Origin of the sequence: Sunxiuqinia rutila (assembly GCF_050589705.1) — a bacterium.
Lineage (GTDB): Bacteria > Bacteroidota > Bacteroidia > Bacteroidales > Prolixibacteraceae > Sunxiuqinia > Sunxiuqinia rutila.
In genome coordinates this window covers 1-22,188 of sequence record NZ_JBNGOT010000013.1, presented here as the reverse complement: position 1 = coordinate 22,188, position 22,188 = coordinate 1, and the positions used below count along the sequence as shown (strand labels likewise).

The following is a 22,188-nucleotide window of genomic DNA, read 5'->3' as shown; positions in this document are numbered from 1 at the left end:
AATCAAGATAAATTGTTTTGCCCTACTTTTTAGGTTCAACATAAGGAATGGTAAACCGGAAGGTTGCCCCCTTTCCGGCTTCGCTCTCCACCCAGATAAGCCCATTGTTTTTTTCAATAAACTCACGACAGATGATTAGCCCCAAGCCACTACCGGTTTCTCCGGCAGTTCCGACTGTGGTGGTATTTTCTTCGTAGTTGAAAAACTTCTGCTGTTTATCGGCATCAATACCTACACCCTGATCAATTACCGAAACCTGAATGCTGTTACCCACTTTCCGGCCTTCGATCCGGATTTCGGTGTTGGGATAGGAAAACTTGATGGAGTTGAAAACCAGGTTACGAAGTACGGTAGCAATCATATCCTTATCGGCAAAAACCTGCAGGTCATTCTCAATCTCAACGTTAACCGTTTGCGATTTGGCAGCCAGATTTGGGTTGGCCAGACTTACCACATCATCCACAATCAGCTTCAGCTTAAAGAAGGTTTTATACACCTTTATCCGGTTGGTTTGCGAACGCGTCCAGTACAACAGGTTTTCCAGCAGAGCAAAGCCTTGTTCCGACGCATCATTCATGTCGTTGATGATCTGACTTAAATCCTCCTTGCTAAACGACTCGAAGTTGAAGCGCAGCAGGTTGGTGTAACTCACCAAGGCATTGAACGGATTTTTCAAGTCATGGGCAATGATGGAGAAAAAACGGTCTTTGGAAACATTCAGTTTTTTAAGCTCCCTGGTTTTTTCCTGCAACTCGCGGGCCAGCTGTCTTTCCTTCTTCAGGAGTAAAAATAAAACAGCCAAAAAAATGACCACCAGAAATATAATCACATACAGATAGCCCTCCCGGTTCCGGGTATCGTTCAACAACACCTCCTGTTCATGAGTAAGCTGTTTCAACTCCAGAATTTCGCGTTGCTTCTTTTCAAACTGGTATTGCCCTGCCAGCTTCTGAATCATTTTATTTTGCTTCTCAATAAGCAGGCTGTCGTACACCTGGTTGTACTGGTGATAATACTCAAAAGCCTGCTTGTAATCGCCAGTTTTTTCGTAATAATTTGACAAATAACCCAAAATTTCGGCACTTAAACTGTAAAGGTCCAATTTGCGGGCAATTGTCAACGATTCATCAAGCGCGGCTTTGGCCCTTTCAAAATCTTCCAGTTCAATATAAACCAGTCCCATATTGCTTTTAACAAAAGCAATTCCTTCCTTATCTCTGGCTTCATGATACAAATCCAAAGCCTTTTGATAATAGGCCAAACTCTTGGGGTAGTTTTCCAAATCGTATTCCAGCGTTCCCTGATTATTCAACACATGAATCATCGCCAAACGGTCTTGCTGGTTCCTGGCCAGTTGATAGGCCATCTCATAATTATCGCGCGCACGGTCAAACTGCTTCAGGTTCTGATAGCTAATCCCCAGGTTGATGTAGGAGCTCAGTAACCCGACGGAATTGTTAGCCAAACTGTCTATCCGGAACGACTCCTGGTAAAACTCCAGCGAACGCTCGTAATCTTCCAGCTCATTAAAAATCATCCCCAGATTATTCAGCACTTTTGCCTGCAACACCTCATTGGGAACCTGTTCCAATAACTTCAGCCCCTGGTAAAAATGATTGGTAGCCTGCTCATAGTTGCCCACATTGAAACAAGCAAGTCCCAGCCAGTTGCAGGCAACCACCTGTACCGAGTCGTTTTGCTGGCTTACGGCCTCATCGAAAGCCTCCTGCAAACACGAAACCACAAAATCATGGTAGCGGATCGAATCCAGGTACTGATCGCCAATTTCTAAAAGCAGCTCAAGCCGGTTCGCCTTTTTATCAGCAAGAGCAGCTTTCAAGGAATCGATAGGTGCATACTGGCTAAAAACAGGGAGCGAAAAAACAATAAAAAGCAGAAAAGGAATTACTTTTTTATTCATGACGGACAGCAGGTTACACTGAATCGAATGCAAATATAAAACAAAACCGAATAGAATCTTTGAAATCATAGCAGCAAGCAGGCAAAAGTAAAAAATATGTAATTCGGAAATAGTTTTGTCATACCGACAGGTTTTCTCTAACAGGTTAAAACGCTTTGTGGTTCAAAGGATAATCCGTAAATCTGTTAAAAAATAAATGCATTAACTCTTAGTCGTTATGAAAACTCAATCAGCACAATTTTTCATCGATCGTGAAGCACGATTTGGAGCACACAACTACCATCCGCTACCGGCTGTTCTGGAGCGTGGCGAAGGCATTTACGTATGGGATGTGGAAGGCAACCGCTACATGGACTTTCTGGCTGCCTACTCGGCCGTTAACCAGGGACACTGCCATCCTAAAATTGTAGCAGCCCTGTGCCAGCAAGCCGAAACCCTCGCCCTCACCTCGCGTGCTTTCTACAACAATGTGTTGGGCGAATGGGAAGAATACATGTGCAAGCTGCTTGGTTACGACAAAATGCTACCGATGAACTCCGGAGCCGAAGCCGACGAAACCGCGCTGAAACTGGTGCGCAAATGGGCTTACAAGGTCAAGGGCATTCCGCGTAATGAAGCCAAAATTGTGGTTTGCAACGGCAATTTCCACGGACGCACCATCACCATCGTTTCCATGTCATCCGACCCGGATGCCTACAACGACTACGGTCCTTACACTCCGGGCTTTGTTAACATCCCCTACAACGACCTGCAGGCCCTGGAGCAAGCTTTGCAAGATCCCAATGTGGCCGGCTTTTTAGTGGAGCCCATTCAGGCCGAAGCCGGGGTTTATGTTCCTCAGGATGGTTTCCTGAAGAATGCCTCCGAGCTGTGTAAAAAGTACCAGGTTCTTTTTGTGGCCGACGAGGTACAAACCGGCCTGGCCCGTACCGGCAAAATGCTGGCCTGCGACCACGAAAATGTGCGCCCCGACATTTTAATTCTGGGCAAAGCCATTTCCGGAGGCATGTTTCCGGTGTCGTGTGTGCTGGCCGATGATGAAATTATGCTGACCATTAAACCCGGCGAACATGGGTCGACCTACGGCGGCAACCCCATTGCAGGCAAGGTAGCCATGGCGGCTTTGGATGTTATTCAGGAAGAAAAGCTGGCGGAGAATGCCACCAAAATGGGCGAGATTTTTCGCGAGTCCATGCGCGCTATTCCTTCTGAAATGATTGAAACCGTGCGCGGAAAAGGCTTATTAAATGCCATTGCCATTAAGCCCCTCAAAGGCAAAACCGCCTGGGATGTGTGCCTGGCCATGAAAGAAAACGGGATTTTGGCCAAGCCCACCCACGAGCACATCATCCGCTTTACACCGCCGTTAATTATTAATGAAGCGCAGATGACGGAAGCCATTGAGCGGATCAAAAAAACATTTGACGAGTTTGGTTTTTAGTGTACAACATGTATTCATGTTGAAGGGGAAGCTGGGTGCTTCCCTTTTTTTTATAAAAAAAATGAGCCAACCTTTTTTAAAGGCTGGCTCCGGGTTTAATGTTATTTACATCAAAACGACTTAGCGCTTTGCTTTCTTTTCTCTCTTCTCGGCTTTCTTTTCTTTAGCTGTTTTGAGAGGTTCTTTCTTCTCGCTTTTCTTAGCATCGTGTGATTTTGCCATAATTTTTCCTTTTAAAAGGTTCATATTGAAATAAACGAACAAGTGGATTACCCATTTATTCCGGAAGTAAAATTACACTTTAAATCAATCTGAAAGATCAATCCAACTATTTTTATGATGCTAAAAAAACAAACGCTCAACGCAATTGTTTTCCAGCGAATTACCTCCAATCCCTAAAAACATACCTCAACACCGCCGGAATGCATGATCTAAGCCATCCCCCCACTCTCCAACCGTGTGGATTTGACCTTCATCGCCCTGAATACGCCCTCCCGCTTCCCGAAAAATCAGGCCCATACCCTGCGCAGCTGCTCCACTTTTGCGGATTCTCCGCCCATGCCATGGGCACGATTTCCGGCTTTGCGGATTGTCCGCCCATGCCATGGGCAAGGTTTCCGTAACTGCGGATTGGTTGCCCACGCCATGGGGAAGCTTTCCGTAACTGCGGATTCCTTCCACAGGCCATGCTTGTTCGCATGGCTTACCGGGAGCCTTTGCCATGAGCTTCAGTCTTCATTTTATTTTTCGGGGACCAGATGCAAAATCATCAGCCTCCTCGAAAAATATGTTGATGAACATAGTTTTGGTATTGACTTTCGTTTTTCAATCCTCTAATTTGCATAAGAATTGCAAGTAGTTAATTTAAAACTCTCCGACAATGACTAAAATTATTCCCTTCACCCCACATAATCTGCGCAACAATGAGCACTTTCAATTTATGACCGAAGTGGATCAGCTGGTCACCGTTGTTCCTACCGAATTACTTCCTCTGAATAACGTGTATCCCCGGTTTAAAGAGGCCCTGACCCTAGAAGATGAGGCTTTGCGGGTGGAGCAAGGCAGCTTGAAAACCGAAACGCTTGGCGAAAGCGATGTCCGGCGCGACCAGATTTGGAGTGCGCTGCGTGGACGAGTGGAATCGACCCTGCTAAGCCCGGTTGCCGAAGAATCGGAAAGTGCCAAGGTGCTGATGCGGGTGATCGACTTGTACGGCAACATTCGGCAAATGGCCTATAAGGAAGAAACTTCGGCCCTTACCAACCTGGTGAGCGATTTGCTGTTACCGGTCAACGAGGAACACCTGAACCGCCTGGGCATTCAGTCATGGGTGACGGCATTAAAAAATGAAAATGACCAGTTTCAGGCCATTACCCAGGAACGGGTGAGTGAGCTGGCCGATCGTAAGGAGGGCGATGTGCGGGGCATCCGCCTAACCGTTGATCCGATTTACCAGGAACTGGTAGATACCTTGAATGCCGCCATCATTTTGAATGTGGCCACGCCCGAAGCCCAAAACCTGGTAAAAGAACTCAATGTGGTTATAAAAGCATACAAAACCCTACTGGCTGCCCGCAGTGGCCGTAAGGATGCCAAAGAAAAAATGAAAGAGGTTTAAATAATTTGATGTTTGGGAAAAGACAATCTGTTTAGGAGAATTATTGAGTTTAGTTGATTTTCTTTTTGTTTTACCTGCAGGATTTTACCTTCTGCAGGTTTTTTTCGGCCTCACACCGCAGGGACATTGCCAAAAGAACAGGGCCTTGTTTCAACAAAAAAGAAACAAGGCCCTGCCCAATGCTTTTCAAAAAGCACCTATTCTTCGGTCAGCAACAAGCTTGGAATACCTTCCAGCCCATCCACCGCAATTTCGTAATTGTGTTTGTAATTCAGAATGTACAAGCCCCGGTTCATAAATCCGCCATAGCGACTCACCCGGTCAAAATAAAATTCCGCCTGGTTCAAGGCCACATGATGATAAGGCAGGCAATCGGTAAAGTTTTCGCCATACTGAAACAAGGCCGACATAAAATAATAAGCCACATCATACCCCTGGAAGCTGAACTGGTTGGGTTCGGCTGAAAAATTACGCCGGAAACTTTCAACAAACCGGTTCGTCAGCGGAGCCTGGTAGTTGATATAATACGGGCTCAGCAAATGCAGGTTGGTATGATGAAAATACTCGGGTTGAATACTGTTGTATCGCTGAAAGTTGGACAAGCCAACCAGGGTCACCGGATAATCTTCGGCCAGCGAATTGATGTTGGACACCGCCACACTCACCTGCGCCTCTGTGGCCGATGGAATGATAAAGACATTCTCGCGCGTTTTGCTCAAAATGCGGCGCAAGCCCCAATAGCCTTCCCGACTGAAATTGTATTCCTGAAAACGTACATCGCGGTCGCCCTCTAAAAAGGCCGACGCAAAAAATTTCTCCCGGCACAGGTCAACCAGCGTGGCTTCGGGCAAATGCTTATACTCCCCCATTTCCAGCACGATCAGGTTCTTGTTGAAATATTCTTCTCCGATGTAATCCGCGGTTTCCCGCACCAGGTAATCCTTGGTTGGGTTAATTTTGAAGTACCACGGATTGCGGGTTTCAAAATCGCCTGCCGATGACAGCGGCGACACCATGGGGATTTGGTTCCGAAGGGCAAAATCAGCAACCGGTCCCTGCAACTCCGGGAAAACCGGCCCAATGATTAGGTCCACTTCCTGAAACACGTCCAGGCGAATCAGCGAATCCACCACCGCCTGTTTCTGATTGGTGTCAAACACGTGCAACTGCACATTCATGCCGGCCCGCTGCAAGCTATCAACCGCCAGCAAAACGCCTTCGTAAAAATGAACGAAATTTTCTGAACGGGGATAAATAATCTTTTCATTGCGGATTTTAAACGTATCAGCCGGCAGCTCTTCCGGGCTGGCAAACTGACTCATAAAATCGGCATCCTGCAGCATTTGCTCTTTGGTCATGCGTACCCGGTTTACCGTATCATTGGCCTCCAGGTACAGGGGCAAAAGCAAAGCCACATCGTATTTTTTAAACCGTGCCTGGTCGCTCGCCTCACAAGCTAAAGGACGCTCCTGAGCAACAACCTGCACCGAGTAGTCCAAAGGCTGTAGCCTTGCCGGAGCTTCTTCCCGCGGCATTTCTTCCGGCTCCTCCTCCTCAAGCGCCTCCTCGGCAACCATTGGCTGAGGCGCCGCTTCCACTTCATTCGGAATCAAAATGGTTTCGCCGGCCATTAAGCCGCGGTAGCCCAACACCGGATTGCTCTTTTTAATGGAAGTAATCTTGACCTGGTATTGATTGGATATGCTGTAAAGCGTTTCGCCACGGGCAACCACGTGCTTGGTGAAGGCCTCCTCGTTAACCGGTGCCACCTGAATATCGGGCACCTCTTCGGTAACCGGAATCTTAATGCGTAAGCCAGCCTGCAAACCATGCTCCAGTGCCGGGTTGTATTTTTCCAGCACATCGCGCGTCACATGGTATTCACGCTCCAGCCTCCAAAAGGTTTCTCCCGATTCCACCAAATGAATAAAGAATTCCTCGCCTGCCGGAACATCAGTCACCGCTTCGAACGCTTTTTCCGGAATGGTGAGCTCCATGCCAATACGCAGGCTTTCCTTCACCTTCGGGTTAGCCTTAATCAGATCAGCAATGGAACAGTTGTATTTTTTGGCAATCGAATAAAGTGTCTCATCACCCACCACCCGATGCTTGGTTACTGGTGCGGTAACTTCCTGCTCCGCTCTGGCACGTCTTGCTTCCCGGTTTTCACGAATTCGTTTCAAATCATTCGCATCCGGAATAAGCAAGGTTTGTCCTCTTTTCAAGCCCTTTTCTTCCAACTGCGGATTGTACTTCACGATATCGGCCACCTCCAGGTTGAAGCTTTTGGCAATAAAGTGCAAGGCATCTTTCCGCTTCACCCGGTAAGAATGAAACGAAGGCAGCTCGTCCAACTGGGGCTGCTCTTCCGTTTTTGGGGCAACCGTTTCGGTGCTTTCAGCCACCGGTATGCGCAATTCCTGACCGGTTTTCAGGCCAAAAATCAAACTCGGATTCGCATTGAGCAAATCCTTGCGATCCACCGAATAAGCTTTGCTAAGCGAAAAGATCGTTTCTCCCTTTTCAACCACATGAATCAGGAAGGTTTGACCATCTTCCTGAATTCGTCGTTCTTGTGCGTAAAGCTGAAATCCTAAGAAAAATACTAGAAGGGTAATTATAATGCGATTCTTCATTGTTGTAAATTCGATTTAGCATGGTCAAACTTAATGACCCATTTTTGCAATTTCACAAAAATAAGATTTCTCGATTGATCTTCACCCCAAGAACGTGTTAAAAAGCATTTAATTGTACGTTCGCACCGCCTTGCTAGAAACTCTTCTGACTAAAATATTTCATGAACTGAGCACGCTCATACAGGGTGGCATCGGCTTCGCCAACGGCCAGTTTCCCTTTAAAATCGGCAACTGAAGAATAGCCTTTTTCATCCATCCAGGCCGCAATTTGCTGGTTCATTTCCGTCACCACAGCCGCTCCGTTGGTATACAATACCGAAGCAATCTGAACAGCATTCGCACCTGCCAGCAAAAACTTGATAGCTGTTTCGGCCGAATGAACACCGGTTGTTGCCGCCAAAGGACAAGCCGTTTTGGAGGCCATAATTCCGGTCCAGCGCAAAGGCATTAAGTAATCGCTCGGGTTGCTGAGGACATCGGCACCAACCACTTCTTCCTGGTTAATATCAATGTCAGGCGAATAAAAACGATTGAATAAGCTGATTCCGCTGACGCCTGTTTCAGACAATCGCTGAATCATTCCGGCCAGGTTGGAGAAATAATGGCTGATTTTAATCGACACCGGAATAGACACTGTTTTCAATACTTCAGCAATTGTTTTGAAATAAAACTGCTCGCTGGCTTCATTGCTTTTCGTCACATCCGAAGGCAAGGCAAACAGGTTCAGCTCCAAGGCATCCGCTCCGGCCTCTTCCAGCTTCTTGCTAAAAACAACCCAATCAACCGTGCTAACGCAGTTTACGCTAGCCACAATGGGCACATCAACCGCCTGCTTGGCTTGACGAATCAGGCTGGTATAATCTTTCAGATTTTCATCTCTGATGATATAATCAAAATAATCCATGTACTCCGGATCGGGTTCCAAAGCTTTGCGCTTGGACAACTCCTCCTGAAGCTGGGCATCAATCTCCTCTTCAAACAACGATTTAAGGACAATCGCTCCCACACCGGCTTGAGCCAGTTTTTTGATTTGTTCCAGATCTCCAGTCATGCTGCTGCTGGCAGCAATCACCGGGCTTTTTAATTCTAATCCGAAGAATTGGCTTGTTAAATTGGCCATATGCTTGTTTTTTCTTGATTCATATTTGGGGTTTCTGACTTTTAGCAAGCAAAAACCGACCTTATTATTTACCTGCTCCAGTTAATTGCCGGAAGCTTCTGTTGCCCGCTCCTTCAATTTTCCCTGAAGGTAGTTATTCATGCCGGCAGCCGCTTTACGTCCGTCGCCCATGGCCAGAATTACTGTGGCTCCTCCACGTACAATATCGCCACCGGCAAACAGTTCCGGAATAGAGCTTTGCATGGTTTCCGGGTCAACCTCAATGGTTCCCCAACGGCTCACCTTCAGTTCAGGCAACTCAGATGGCACCAGCGGGTTCGGCGAAACGCCAATAGCAACCACAACCACATCCACCGGGATGTCATATTCTGATCCTTCAACCACCACCGGACGACGACGTCCTGAGGCATCGGGCTCACCCAGCTCCATTTTCTGAACACGCATGCGGTTTACCCGTCCGTTTTCATCGGCAAAATATTCAACCGGATTGGTCAGGTTCAAAAACTCAATACCTTCTTCTTCGGCATGCAAAACTTCTTCAACCCGGGCCGGCATTTCTTCCCGCGAACGACGATAAATGATCATGGCTCGCTCGGCACCTAAACGCTTGGCAGTACGCACCGAGTCCATGGCCGTATTTCCACCACCTACTACAGCAATGTTCTTACCGCGAAGGACTGGCGTGTCAAATTCTTTTTCGGCTGCATGCATCAAATTCACACGCGTCAGGTATTCGTTGGAAGACAAAATTCCATTGTAGTTTTCTCCCGGGATATTCATAAAGCGAGGCAAGCCTGCTCCACTGGCCACGAAAAACGCCTGATAACCTTCTTCTTTCAAATCATCAAAAGAAGCCGTACGTCCAACGATGAAATTCCGTTCAAATTTCACACCCATGTTTTCAAGGCTTTCCAGTTCCACATCCACCACGCGGTTGGGCAAACGGAATTCGGGGATACCGTACTTCAATACGCCACCAATTTCGTGCAGCGCTTCGAAAACAGTTACATCATATCCCAATTTGGCCATGTCGCCGGCAAAAGACAGGGAAGCTGGTCCAGAGCCAATCGCAGCCACTTTGATGTTGTTTTTAGCTGCCGTTTCAGGCACAGAAACCGCACCACTGTTTTGCTCATAATCAGCCGCAAAACGCTCAAGATAACCAATGGCTACCGGTTCTTTTTTCAGTTTCAGCGTGTAAAAGCACTGGGCTTCACATTGTTTTTCCTGTGGACAAACACGTCCGCACACCGCCGGAAGGGCCGAAGTTTCCTTAAGCGTTTTAGCTGCTTCAAGCACTTCGCCACGCTCAATATTTTTAATAAACTTTGGAATGTTAATGCTAACCGGGCAACCTTCAATACAGGTTGGGTTTACACAGTCCATACAGCGTGAGGCCTCAGCACGGGCACTGGCTTCGTCCAGCCCGAGGTTCACTTCACGATCCTGGTATTTAATTCGTTCCAACGGATCAAGACCGGGCATCACTACCCGCTCGCGCATGGTCCGTTCTTTATTTTTAAGTTGTGAACGGAGCTCTACACGCCATTCTGTATCGCGTTCTATTTTTAAGTATTCTTTCATTTCAATTTCCGTTTAATGCAATTCCAACAAAGACTCACCCAGCAACTGGATGGTCGTGCAATCATCCATTGGCCTGCTCCCAGGCTTCTTTTTCTTCGGCCATATAGCCGCCCAGGCGCTGAATCAGCTCATCAAAATCAATTTTGTGGGCGTCAAACTCAGGTCCGTCAATGCAGGTAAATTTGGTTTCACCTCCGACATTGGCTCGGCAGGCGCCACACATACCTGTTCCATCCACCATCACCGCATTCAGACTGGCTTGTGTTGGAATATTATATTTTTTGGTGAGTAAGGCAGTGAATTTCATCATCACAGCTGGTCCAATGGCCACGCACTCATCAATCTGCTCGCGCTTAATGACTTCTTCGGCACCAGTCGTTACCAACCCTTTATTTCCGTATGATCCATCATCGGTCATAATAATTACCTCATCGGACCATTGACGAATTTCATCTTCCAGAATTATCAAATCTTTGGAGCGGGCTGCCAACACGGTTACAACGCGGTTACCTGCTTTTTTAAACCCTTCCACAATCGGCAGCAAAGGCGCAATACCAACCCCACCGCCACAAGCCAGAATGGTTCCGGCCTGGTGAATGTGTGTTGCTTTTCCCAGCGGCCCCACCAAGTCCAGGATGCTGTCTCCCGGATTCATTTCACACAAACGGGTAGAACTTACGCCTACTTTTTGAACTACCAGGGTAATCGTGCCTGCATTCTTATCTGCCTGAGCAATCGTCAGCGGAATTCGTTCTCCTTGCTCATCAATCCGCAAAATGATAAAGTGTCCCGGCTTTCGTGCACGGGCAATCCGCGGAGCATGAACAACCAATTTCACAACTTTTTCCGAAAACGACTCTTTTTCAACTATTTGATACATCGTTAAATCACTATTTTTATTTTTAAGCCTAATTTGGCAGGTCAAAAATAGTAATGTCTTCGTAAAATCAGGGGGCCCCCTGGCCATTTCATGCTAATTTATATTCATTCTTACAATGACTAACCAACGGATTGGGCGTTTAAATTAATCTTATTGCAAAATCTGCCCATAAAGCAAAAGGGCTGCCCAAAATTCATGTATATTTGAGGTTCGTTTTTTTCAAAAACAGGCTGTTTCTTTTTAATCCGCTTTTATTAGATGGCACAAGAATTAATCATTGGACTCACCGAACACCGGACATTTGGCTACTTATACCAGGCTTTTTTAATCGAAAAAAAAGTCTCCTTCTACAGCATCATCAAATTGATAAAACCGCATGATCTGAATGACCTGACACTAAGCAGCCAGGAGCAGGAACTGGTGCGGCTAACCGACCGGTACAGTGATGAGAATCTGGTTAAAAAATTCTCGAAGAAGAAAGAATCCTCTAAGTTTTTTCAACAGATGGATCAGGGGCTTTTTCAGGAACACATCAGCCCTTATATTGACCGATACATGCGGCAAATTTCACTTTTGTTAATGGAGCAAAATACACGGCTGTTTTTCAAACAAGCTAAATATGCCAATTTGTATGAAGAAGATCAGATCAAGGTGCCCGAACAGTATTCGAGGGCGACCTTTTGTTTTGACCGGACAGCCGAAGGTACCCGCTATTCGCTTGAAATAAAGCACAACAACAAGCCACTGAACATTCTTCATAAAAACTTGACCATCGTAACCAGCCAGCCCTGCAGCTTTGTTTTGCAAAACCAGCTTTACCTTTTTCAACACATAAGTGCCAAAAAGCTGGTTCCTTTCATGGAAAAGGACATTATCTTCATCCCCAAAGCCGTGGAAGAAAAATACTTCCAAACCTTTGTGCTGAACATGATTAAAACCTACCCGGTACGCGCTTCGGGTTTTAGTATCGAGGAGTGTTCCGGCAACAAAAAAGCCCTGTTATCGCTGGAGCCCAACCTTCAATTGGAAGCGGTGTTTCTGCCCAAATTCAACTACGGCGACACGGAGTACCTGGCCAACAGCAAATCATCGGTGTCTGTCACCCTCGAAAAAGAACAGGATAACTACACCTTCAAAAAATACATGCGTGATCATTCGTGGGAAGGTCAGTTGCTACATCTGCTTCAGGAGTTGGGGCTTCAGGAAAAGGATGGCATTTATTTCCCCAAAGGGGCTGACCTGCTTGATGGCACCGACCGGCTGTTTGAACTCCTCAAGTGGCTGAACAAACACAAAGAGACGCTCCTGGAGGCTGGATTCGAATTACAACAAAACCAATACGAGAAGCGCTACTCGACCGAAAGCCAGGACCTGCAAGTCGAAATAAAAACCAAAGAAGATTGGTTTGATATTTATGCCAAGGTTCGTTTTGGCGACTACGAAATTCCCTTCATTAAGCTGAAGCGAAATATTTTGAACGGCATTCGCGAGTTTGAACTTCCCAATGGTGAAGTCGCAATTTTACCCAAGGAATGGTTCGCCGAATATGAAGACCTGCTTCCATTTGTAAAACAGGAAGGGCACGCCATGCAGCTGCAAAAGCACCATTACCAGTTGCTCAAAAAAAGGGTGAAAGGCATTGATAAAAGCTTTTTTCAACGCCTGGACAAAATCAGTGAGTCAGCTTCCGAGCCGGTGGCGGTTCCGGCCAACATTCAGGCCAAACTTCGCACATACCAGGAAGAAGGTTTTTCGTGGATGTACCGCCTGTACGAACACCAGTTTGGCGGATGCCTGGCCGACGACATGGGGTTGGGAAAGACGCTTCAAACACTGACTTTGCTGCTCAAGCTTAAGCGCATGAAACGACAAATCATTGTTCCAGAACAAACAGAATCGGACAAGCAATTGGCTATTTTCAACAACGAACAGCCCCCTAAAGAAGAAACGCAGGCCGCCTCGCTGATTGTGATGCCCACTTCGCTGGTTCACAACTGGGAAAATGAGATTAAAAAATTTACACCTTCTTTAAAGGTATATAAACATGTAGGTATTCAACGCAAAAAAACACTCAACCTGAAAGGTCTGATTTCGTACTACGATATTATACTGACCACTTACGGAACGGTTCGCAACGACCACGAACTGTTAAGAGAACATGAGTTTTTCTACCTGATTCTGGACGAAAGTCAGAATATTAAAAACTCAGGTTCGAAAACCTACCAAACCATCACGAAGCTAAAAGCCAAACACCGGCTGGTGCTTACCGGAACTCCCATTGAAAATTCGCTTTCAGATTTATGGTCGCAAATCAACTTTCTGAACAAGGGTCTGCTGGGCAATCAGGCTTATTTCAAACGTGAATTCATTACGCCCATCGAGAAGAAAAACGATCCGGACAAACAGGCAAAACTTCAAACCCTTATTCGCCCCTTTGTTTTACGACGCAAAAAAGAGGATGTGGCCCGCGATCTTCCGCCCCTGACCGAGCAAATACGTTACTGCGGGATGTCGAAAGAACAACAACGTTTTTACGACAAGGAAAAGTCAATTATTCGCAACAACATTTTGCAGAACATTGAACAGGAAGGCATCCAAAAGTCGGCCATTGTTATTCTTCAGGGGCTCACAAAGCTCCGGCAATTAGCCAATCATCCATCCATGCTGAATGATGACGAGCAAGCTGAATCGGGTAAATTCGATGAGATTTTCCGCAGCTTATCCAACCTGATGGCTGAAAAACACAAGGTGCTAATTTTCTCTTCTTTCGTGAAACATTTAGATCTTTTAAAAGAAAAAATTGAAGCTCAAAAGTGGAAATACTCCTTGCTAACCGGCCAAACCAGCAAACGGGAGGAAGTCATTAAAAGCTTTCAGGAAGATCCCGAAAACCGGATTTTTCTTATTTCGCTAAAAGCAGGCGGAGTTGGATTAAACCTCACCTCGGCCGACTATGTTTTCATCATTGATCCGTGGTGGAACCCGGCCGCCGAAAACCAGGCCATCAACCGGGCTCACCGCATTGGGCAAGACAAAAAAGTCTTCGTTTACCGCTTCATCACCGAAGGCTCCATCGAAGAAAAAATACAACTTTTAAAAGAACGAAAATCGTCTTTGGCCGAGAAGTTTATCAATTCCAATAACCCATTCCAGGCCATTACTCAAAAAGAGATCATGAACCTTTTGAGCTAATTTTTCAGGATCCGTGTAACAAAATGAAGCCTGAGCGAACTCATGATCAACAAAACAAAAAAGCCATAGTTTTGCCATTTCAACGACTAAAATCCAATCAATAATGAAAATAGTACAATACACCCTTTTATTTTTTCTGATTTCAACACTGAGTTTTGCTCAGAAAAAGTCATTAACCCTGGAAGATGCCGTAATTGGCCGATCAAGTTACTTACGCCCCGAATCTCCGAGGTCACTGCAATGGCAGGACAGCAAACACTATGTCCTGGTTGAAAACGACACGCTGTTTCAGTATTCGGTGCCCAAAAACCAAAAAGAAGTTTTACTTACACTGAACGACCTGACACAAGCAGAATCCAATCAGGAAGACTGGTCTTTTTCCAGCTTTCCGTCTTTTTCATTTGTAAACTCCAATACCATTCGCTTCTGGAAGTCGCGCCAGATGATTCTTTTCAATCTCGCAGACAAGAAAATTGATCAGAAGCTGTCGCTTCCCGAAACGGCTCAAAACATTGATTTTTGCGACGCCAGTCTCAGCCTGGCCTATACAAAAGGGCAAAACCTGTATATGAAAAATGCTCAAGGCGAGAAACAAATTACGTTTGACACAGCCGAAGGAGTTCTGAATGGACATTACGTTCATCGTCGGGAGTTTGGCATTAGTAAAGGTATTTTCTTTTCGTCCACCGGAACCAAAATTGCTTTTTACCGAAAAGACGAAAGCATGGTAAAGGATTATCCGCTGGTTGATTACATGGCCCGCCAAGCCGAACACAAGCCTGTAAAATACCCCATGGCCGGCATGACCAGCCACCAGGTAACCGTGGGCATCTATGATATGACAACCGGAAAAACTCATTTTTTTAACACTGGACAACCCGATGACCACTACCTCACCAACATCAGCTGGGGGCCGCAGGATGACTTCATCTACCTGGCCGAGCTTAACCGCGAACAAAACCACATGCAGCTAAACCAATACGCGGTGGCAAGTGGCGAAAAGGTTAAAACATTATTTGAAGAAACAAGCACAACTTACGTTGAACCTCAGCACCCGATTGTCTTTTCTGAAAAAAATCCGGAGCAGTTTTACTACTGGTCACGGAAAGACGGCTGGTTTCACCTTTACCTGTACGACACCACTGGGAAACAAATCAAGCAAATCACTCGTGGCAACTGGGAGGTAACTGATTTTTATGGAGCCGACAACCAGTTTGTTTATATTCAAGCCACCAAGGAAAATCCGACGGAGCGTCATTTATACCGCGTGAAAATTTCCAATGGAGTCATGACCCGCTTGGATGAAGCAGCAGGAACACACCGCGGCAGCTTTTCTCCCGATAAAAACTACCTCATTGACAACTGGAGCGGGTATGCAGTTCCGGGCAAGGCAGACCTGATTGCCACTAACGGACGATTCGTGAGCAACATTCATACGGCCGAAGATCCGGCTGCGGACTACGCCTTTGGTAAAAATGAAATTTTCACCATCAAAGCAGCCGATGACTCAACAGACTTGTACTGCCGAATGATTTTGCCCCCCAACTTCGACTCGTCTAAAAAATATCCTGCCATAATTTACGTCTACGGTGGCCCACACGCCCAACTGGTAAACAACACCTGGCACAATGCCGTAAGCTGGTGGCAATATTATATGGCATCCAATGGCTACATTCTGTTTACGGTGGATAGCCGGGGATCTGCCAATCGTGGTGAAGCCTTTGAAAATGTTATCCACCGCAAGTTGGGGCTGACAGAAACCGAAGACCAGATGGAAGGAGCCAACTACCTAATGAACCTTCCCTATGTTGATGCCGACCGAATCGGAGTACATGGATGGAGTTACGGCGGTTTTATGACCTTAAACCTGATGCTGCGCCATCCCGAAACATTTAAGGTTGGTGTATCCGGTGGTCCGGTTGTCGACTGGAGCATGTACGAAGTTATGTATGGCGAACGCTACATGGACACTCCCCAGGAAAATCCGGAAGGTTACCAGGAAACCAATATGGTGAACCATGTTGAAAACCTGCAAGGCAAATTATTGCTGATTCATGGTGCACAAGACGAAACGGTGGTGATGCAGCACAGCATGAAGTTTTTACGTGAATGTGTGAAACAAAACAAACCAGTTGACTTCTTCCCCTACCCGATACATGAGCATAATGTATACGGCAAAGACCGCCTTCACCTGATGAATAAAATAAGCCAGTATTTTTTCGACTACTTATAATACAATCGATCCATGAAGACTATGACACGATAGTCTTCATGGATCGACCACTTTTGAAAGACCGGCTTTCGGATAAGCTCAACCGTACCTTCCAATCATCCTATGAGAACTATTCAAAGCGAAGCATGTCTGGTTTTCGGGGTTGAAAATTATAAAACTGGCTCTTGGTCCGTTCATTAAGTTCAAAGCCAAACGTTCCAATATCTGCCGGGTGATTAGGAAACCAGGACAAACGCAGCTGCAACGTCTGAAAAACCAGGTTTTCATTTCGAATGCGCACACCAGCCCCAACACCGGCATAATAATCCTGGGTAAAAATTAAGTGCTTGTTTGATCCGATAATTCCGAGATCAACAAAACTGAAGAACGCAAAATTAAAGTCAAGCACGTGCCTGGGCGGAAAAACCACAGACTCAAAGCAGAGAAGCAAACGTTGCTTTCCTAGAGGTAATCGGCTTCCAAAGCCCCGAATCCCGTCTTCACCTCTTAATGACAACTCTTCAAGCTCAAAACGCCGAATACCTAAAAGGTAATTCAGCTTGATAAACTGTCTGAACCCTTTATTCCCGAAGGCATAAAGCCTGGAAATATAGCTTCCGTCAACTTCAATCTGGCCCTGCTCAAACCTGTTCGATCGAAAAAAGCCACCAATTCCAGCTGAGGCATGCAAATAGGATGGTTTGTATTTGATGAAATTTCCAGAAGAAAAATACAAATGCGAATACCAACGATTGTTGAACTCATTGTCATCAAAGCCCAACACCCACTCATGCAGGTAGCCTTTAGGAATATCCTCCGTAATTCCATAGCTGTAAATTAAGTGGTCGCGAAAATAGCGCCTCTTGGACAAGCTCAGGCTTGCCAGGTAGAATTTTGAATCGGCAAAATATTGATTATTCATCGGATCAGGCTCCGGGCGTTTGAAAAAATCGTAAAAACGCGCCCGCCCGGAAAAAACAAGCTGCTTATTTCTATTTAACTCGCCTTCAAATAACTGAAAAGCATAACCGGCCCACACATCGTAATACCGATAATCCAGCTCATCAAAGTTCACGATAATCGGGCCGTCATCAATCAGCCGGTCAGCCCGATTCCAGCGCGCAGCTGTAAAACCGCCTCCCCACTTGGTTGTCGATCGCAGAAACTCTTTATCAAAAACGAAGGACAATCCTTTCCGGCGGTATGTATCTGCATACCCTAGCGAGATATTCATAAAATTACCGCCGATGTTATTAATCGTATAAAATCCCTCGAAGCCAATATATGGTTGCTCCTCCACATGACCGACGACCTTAGCTGACAACTGATGACCGATTCCCCAAATATTCTGATTATACATTTCAAGACTGGCAGCGCGCAGTCCGTCCAAATAGCCGCCCACACCAAATGAGAAGACATCTTTGGTCAACACTGTCACATGAACGTGATCCTGAATTAAAGAATCCTGGTCAACCAAAATTCGAACATCTTTAATAAAGGGCAACCTCCGGATAATCCGTTCGTTGTCCAACAAATAATCTACATTCAGCGTATCGCCCGGATGTACCAGAATGTTTTTCCGAATAATCCGCTCATTGGTCTGCGTATGCAGTTTATTGGCTGTTTGTCCTAGCCAGCTGTGACTCACCCTTGCTGTATCCGAGAAAGATGGGCCAATAATATCCAACTGCTTAATTTTCACAGAGGCGATGGTTTTTCCCTCCAAAGCCCCCATACGTAAAAGTTCTTGTTCTATTTGTTGCTGATCTTTCGTCTTCCCATCGGTAATTAAATTATCATACATCAGCCGGGTAAACCGATGACGATAGGCTTTATGCTTCAAACTGTCATAAAACTGCTCCGAAGTGTTTGCTTTCAAAACAGAATCCTGCTTTTGCTCCTGTGCATATCCCCCAGCCACAAACAACCAGAGCCCACCAAATAATATCCATTTAAGCTGCCAATTCACAAAAACCTTTTTTTAGAATCATGTTCCTAGTTATTACCAAACGATAAAATTGGGTTCGAATTATCTTTTAATGCTCAACAGAGCAGTAATAAATCCCCAGTCTTTTATCTTCCATTAAAATACATTAAAAAATGACACATCAGTAAACCCCGAAATATATTTAGATAAAAAACATGCATCAAAATTCAATACCGGAAGGCACGACAAGGCTCTTTTGTTATTAACTTTGCCCTTGCATGTCAAAGATTAAGAAACTATACAAAGAAAACATTTACGGTATAATTGGAACATTATGCTTCCACATTTTACTGGTAAGCAGCTTTTTACTAGCCGAGGTAAACTTAAAAGGCGAAGTGAAGGAAGAACCCATCATTCTTGATTTTACCGACATGGAAGAACTGGAAGAGCCAGTAGTTGAAGAGTTGGCGGAAGAAAAAGAAGATGAAAACACGCCTGCTAATGAAACTGAGCAGACGCAAGCGTCCTCCAGAAGCAACCAAGCCGTGAATGATGCGCCAATGAAAGATCCGTTTTTTGATGAAGAGTACCAGAAAGAAATTGCAGAGGCACAGAAACTCGTAGCCGATGTAAATAAACAACTTGCCAAGGAAGTCAAGCAACTGGAGGAATTTGCGATGCCTGAAGAAACAACCGAAGGCATGGATCCGGACTCCATTAAAAATACCATTTACTCCGGCGAAAGCAACATTCACTATTTTCTTGAGAATCGTTACCACCTGCGTCTGCCAATTCCGGTTTATCTGGCACAGGGAGGAGGACTTGTCGTGGTTGATATTGTTGTTAATCCACGAGGCAAAGTCATTCAAGCCGAAGTAAGGAAAAATGCAAACCTCAAAGACCCCATGCTGGAGGTTTACGCCAAGCAAGCTGCAGAACGAACTGTTTTTAACACAGATAAGTCGGCTCCCGCCCAACAAAAAGGCACCATTTCTTACACCTTTGTGGCTCAATAATCGGAATTTTGTAAGATAAAACAATTTTTTAACATCAATTAACAGATTTTTAACTCGAGTTAATGTTTTAAAGCATATCTTTGTAGTACGTTTTTTTTCATAAGTTTAGGTTTAGTTAGGTTAGTTAGTTTAGTGAGAAAAGGTAGGCCAGAGGGTCTACCTTTTTGTTTTTATCCCCTTTTGAAATTTCCACTCCTCCAATTCAAAGTCACTTTCTGCAATTAAATCTCCGGAGTTTCTCGACGACACAAATCGACCTCATCCAACAAGGCTATCCCGAATTATCCTCATTAAAAATAAAACGACAAATCCGCCATATTATCACATTCGTTCAATTCAACCCAGGCCCTTCAAGACCACACAAATTATTTTAAACCCTCAGCATTTTGAGTCAACTAATTTTGTACTTTTATTCTCAGTCTCAACTAAAACAATTAGCCAAACGCCAATATATGAAGCAGAGAACGCCCATGTACCTATTTGCATTTTCAACATTTTATAAGCATATTTAACACGAAATCGGAAGTTTTCAGAACGCATTAACTATGCTATAATACACCTTCAGAAAACCCGAGAGAATGAGAAAACGAGCTGGAAAGACATTATAAAGAATTAAATAGAGAAAATGATTAATTATACGAATGAAGAACTTCTTCACGGAATTCTTAGGAACGACAATTTAATTCTCCAGTACATCTATAAGAATTTCTTTTATAAGATTAATTTCTTTATAAAAAAGAATAGCGGGGATGATGAAGATTCCAATGACATCTTCCAGGAAGCGATTATTATCATCTATCGAAAATTGAAAGCCAACGATCTCGTGCTCGATTGCTCATTCGAAACCTATATCTACTCTGTTTGCCGTTTTTTGTGGTTGAAACAACTTGAAAAACGTAAAAACGAGCGTGAAAAGATTCAAGACAACCACGAATTCAACGAAGACATTTACGACAGTGGCTTTGAAGAAACAGCTGAAATGAATGAAAAATACAAGCTGTATCAAAAGCATTTCAAAAATCTCGGCAAAGACTGTCAAAAAATACTCCAGCTCTTTTTTGATAAAGTACCATTAAAACAAATTGCACAGGTCATGGGCTACCAAAGCGAGAAATACGCCAAGAAAAGGAAGTACAAGTGTAAAGAGTATTTGGTGAAAAGCATCAAACAGGATATTGAGTACAAAAAGATCCTGGAAGACAATGCTTAATTGCTTTGACTAACCTTCAATTACAGATTAAGGTCAGTTTTTCTTCACATGCAATGAGCTGAAAAGCAAATCCACAAAGGCATCCAAGCGAAAAAAACTCAAAACAAGGGTTACCTTTTGGGCAATTCCGGAATAAAGAAGTGAAAATGATAAAATACACGATCCGGTAATTTCCCACGAAATACTGGTGGCTTCTGATTCCAACGTAATTCTACAAGAACATTGAATTGCAAGATTTCGGCACGTCTCAACGGCAGGACACTCCTGTTCAAATGATCGTCTCGATAATCCAATCTTACAATTTTGCTCAGCAACCAATTTTACGGACCATGTGTGACTTGAGATCAACGGATTTCAAAGAACGAGTAATTATTAGACCAATTCCGGAAATAGCTAAAAGCTAACACTGAACAAAAATCCGGATGCAGTTCTTACAAAAAGAGAAGGATATTAGAATAACTAATTTTGGGAAAGATGATACGCAATAATAAATTCGAACAAATTGAGAAGTACCTTAGCGGGGAGTTGACCGGCGACGCGCTTAGCGAATTCAATGCTGAACTGGCCTACAATACAGAGCTGGCCGAAGAAGTCAGGCTACAGGAAGAAATTCAACAGGCCGTGCAGGAAACAGACATCATAAACCTGCGTGAGAACCTGAAAAACATTATCAGCCAGGAGCAAAAGGCAGACAAACAGGCACGCTCCAACCCAGAAGAACAAGTCTTCAGCTTTGAGCTTTCCGAAGAACTATCATCTTTCAAAGAATTCAGTCAACCGGTCAACCTTAACGATTTTATGCATCTGAGCCAGAGCCTGCCCAAAATTCACCTGGCCCAGCACAACATTGCAGCCAAAGAAAATATCCATCACTTTTACAAAGAACAACAGGAACAACATTCCGCCCCTGACCAGGAATTTACATTAAGTCCCGCTGACGAAGCCATTTTTGAAGACGTTCAGGCGGCTTTACAGGAAAAAGACATCCAGGATTTAAGAGCAAACCTGAAGCAAATTGCGGCCAACATCCCGGCGCATCAGCGTACCCCTCAGGAAATTGAGCAATACAACAACAACGAGCTCGACGAAATGCAACTCATTGACTTCGAACAGGAACTTCTGCTCTGCAGCGACTTGGAAAAAGACATCGAACTGTATAAAGAAATTGATCAGGCGGCAGCCGAAACCGACATCATGGATCTTCGGGCAAGTCTTCAGTCCATCCAACAAACAGAGGCTTCAACCACTCAGAAAATGGAGGAAATCGATCAGTACATCAACCTGGAACTGACCGATGAAAAACTGGCCGCATTTGAAGCCGAGCTTGCAGAAAACCCCGATCTGGAAGCTGAAATCAGGCTGATCAATGACATTGACGCAGCCATTCAGGAAAACGAAATCATGGACCTGCGAGCCAAGCTGGGAACCATC

The 22,188-nt window shown here is 44.9% G+C and carries 14 protein-coding genes; 7 read left to right on the top strand and 7 right to left on the bottom strand.

What is annotated here, in order from left to right; all coding sequences use genetic code 11:
- Window positions 1–22 precede the first annotated feature (22 nt).
- Complete coding sequence (locus ACRD6K_RS15355; RefSeq protein WP_430973972.1) at window positions 23–1,921, bottom strand: sensor histidine kinase; 1,899 nt, start codon at window positions 1,919–1,921, stop codon at window positions 23–25.
- Between the two features lie 217 nt (window positions 1,922–2,138).
- On the opposite strand from ACRD6K_RS15355, the gene rocD reads away from it, so the two are divergent.
- A complete protein-coding gene (gene rocD, locus ACRD6K_RS15350) occupies window positions 2,139–3,362 on the top strand; it encodes an ornithine--oxo-acid transaminase (RefSeq protein ID WP_430973971.1) in 1,224 nt (407 codons plus the stop codon).
- A 408-nt stretch (window positions 3,363–3,770) separates the two neighbouring features.
- Here rocD and ACRD6K_RS15345 read toward each other — a convergent pair whose 3' ends face one another.
- Window positions 3,771–4,085 (bottom strand): hypothetical protein, encoded by a 315-nt coding sequence (locus ACRD6K_RS15345; protein WP_430973970.1) that lies wholly within the window; start codon window positions 4,083–4,085, stop codon window positions 3,771–3,773.
- 157 nt (window positions 4,086–4,242) lie between these two features.
- On the opposite strand from ACRD6K_RS15345, the gene ACRD6K_RS15340 reads away from it, so the two are divergent.
- The gene (locus tag ACRD6K_RS15340) at window positions 4,243–4,980 is read left to right on the top strand and encodes a DUF6261 family protein (protein WP_430973969.1); all 738 of its coding nucleotides are present in this window, start codon (window positions 4,243–4,245) and stop codon (window positions 4,978–4,980) included.
- Between the two features lie 197 nt (window positions 4,981–5,177).
- Here the strand turns inward: ACRD6K_RS15340 and ACRD6K_RS15335 are convergent, their stop codons facing one another.
- From ACRD6K_RS15335 to ACRD6K_RS15320, 4 genes are all read right to left on the bottom strand, one after another.
- Entirely contained in the window at window positions 5,178–7,616 is a 2,439-nt protein-coding gene (locus tag ACRD6K_RS15335; RefSeq protein WP_430973968.1) for a PBP1 and LysM peptidoglycan-binding domain-containing protein, read from the bottom strand.
- Between the two features lie 133 nt (window positions 7,617–7,749).
- Entirely contained in the window at window positions 7,750–8,736 is a 987-nt protein-coding gene (locus ACRD6K_RS15330) for a dihydroorotate dehydrogenase-like protein (protein WP_430973967.1), read from the bottom strand.
- An 81-nt stretch (window positions 8,737–8,817) separates the two neighbouring features.
- A complete protein-coding gene (gene gltA, locus ACRD6K_RS15325; protein ID WP_430973966.1) occupies window positions 8,818–10,320 on the bottom strand; it encodes an NADPH-dependent glutamate synthase in 1,503 nt (500 codons plus the stop codon).
- A gap of 61 nt (window positions 10,321–10,381) precedes the next feature.
- Window positions 10,382–11,200 carry a sulfide/dihydroorotate dehydrogenase-like FAD/NAD-binding protein gene (locus tag ACRD6K_RS15320; protein ID WP_430973965.1) on the bottom strand — a complete coding sequence of 273 codons (819 nt, stop codon included), beginning with the start codon at window positions 11,198–11,200 and terminating at the stop codon, window positions 10,382–10,384.
- A 258-nt stretch (window positions 11,201–11,458) separates the two neighbouring features.
- Between ACRD6K_RS15320 and ACRD6K_RS15315 the strand changes: the two genes are divergently transcribed.
- Both ACRD6K_RS15315 and ACRD6K_RS15310 read left to right on the top strand, forming a co-directional pair.
- Window positions 11,459–14,392 (top strand): DEAD/DEAH box helicase, encoded by a 2,934-nt coding sequence (locus ACRD6K_RS15315; protein WP_430973964.1) that lies wholly within the window; start codon window positions 11,459–11,461, stop codon window positions 14,390–14,392.
- Between the two features lie 103 nt (window positions 14,393–14,495).
- The gene (locus ACRD6K_RS15310) at window positions 14,496–16,625 is read left to right on the top strand and encodes a S9 family peptidase (RefSeq protein ID WP_430973963.1); all 2,130 of its coding nucleotides are present in this window, start codon (window positions 14,496–14,498) and stop codon (window positions 16,623–16,625) included.
- A gap of 109 nt (window positions 16,626–16,734) precedes the next feature.
- On the opposite strand, the gene ACRD6K_RS15305 is transcribed toward ACRD6K_RS15310, so the two are convergent.
- Window positions 16,735–18,573, bottom strand: a complete 1,839-nt coding sequence (locus ACRD6K_RS15305) for a BamA/TamA family outer membrane protein (protein WP_430973962.1) — start codon at window positions 18,571–18,573, stop codon at window positions 16,735–16,737.
- A 236-nt stretch (window positions 18,574–18,809) separates the two neighbouring features.
- Between ACRD6K_RS15305 and ACRD6K_RS15300 the strand changes: the two genes are divergently transcribed.
- The 3 genes from ACRD6K_RS15300 to ACRD6K_RS15290 all read left to right on the top strand — a co-directional run.
- A complete protein-coding gene (locus ACRD6K_RS15300) occupies window positions 18,810–19,547 on the top strand; it encodes a hypothetical protein (protein WP_299576041.1) in 738 nt (245 codons plus the stop codon).
- 625 nt (window positions 19,548–20,172) lie between these two features.
- Complete coding sequence (locus ACRD6K_RS15295) at window positions 20,173–20,757, top strand: RNA polymerase sigma factor (RefSeq protein WP_299576039.1); 585 nt, start codon at window positions 20,173–20,175, stop codon at window positions 20,755–20,757.
- Between the two features lie 474 nt (window positions 20,758–21,231).
- Window positions 21,232–22,188: hypothetical protein (locus ACRD6K_RS15290; protein WP_430973961.1), on the top strand; the 957-nt coding region annotated here is incomplete at its 3' end.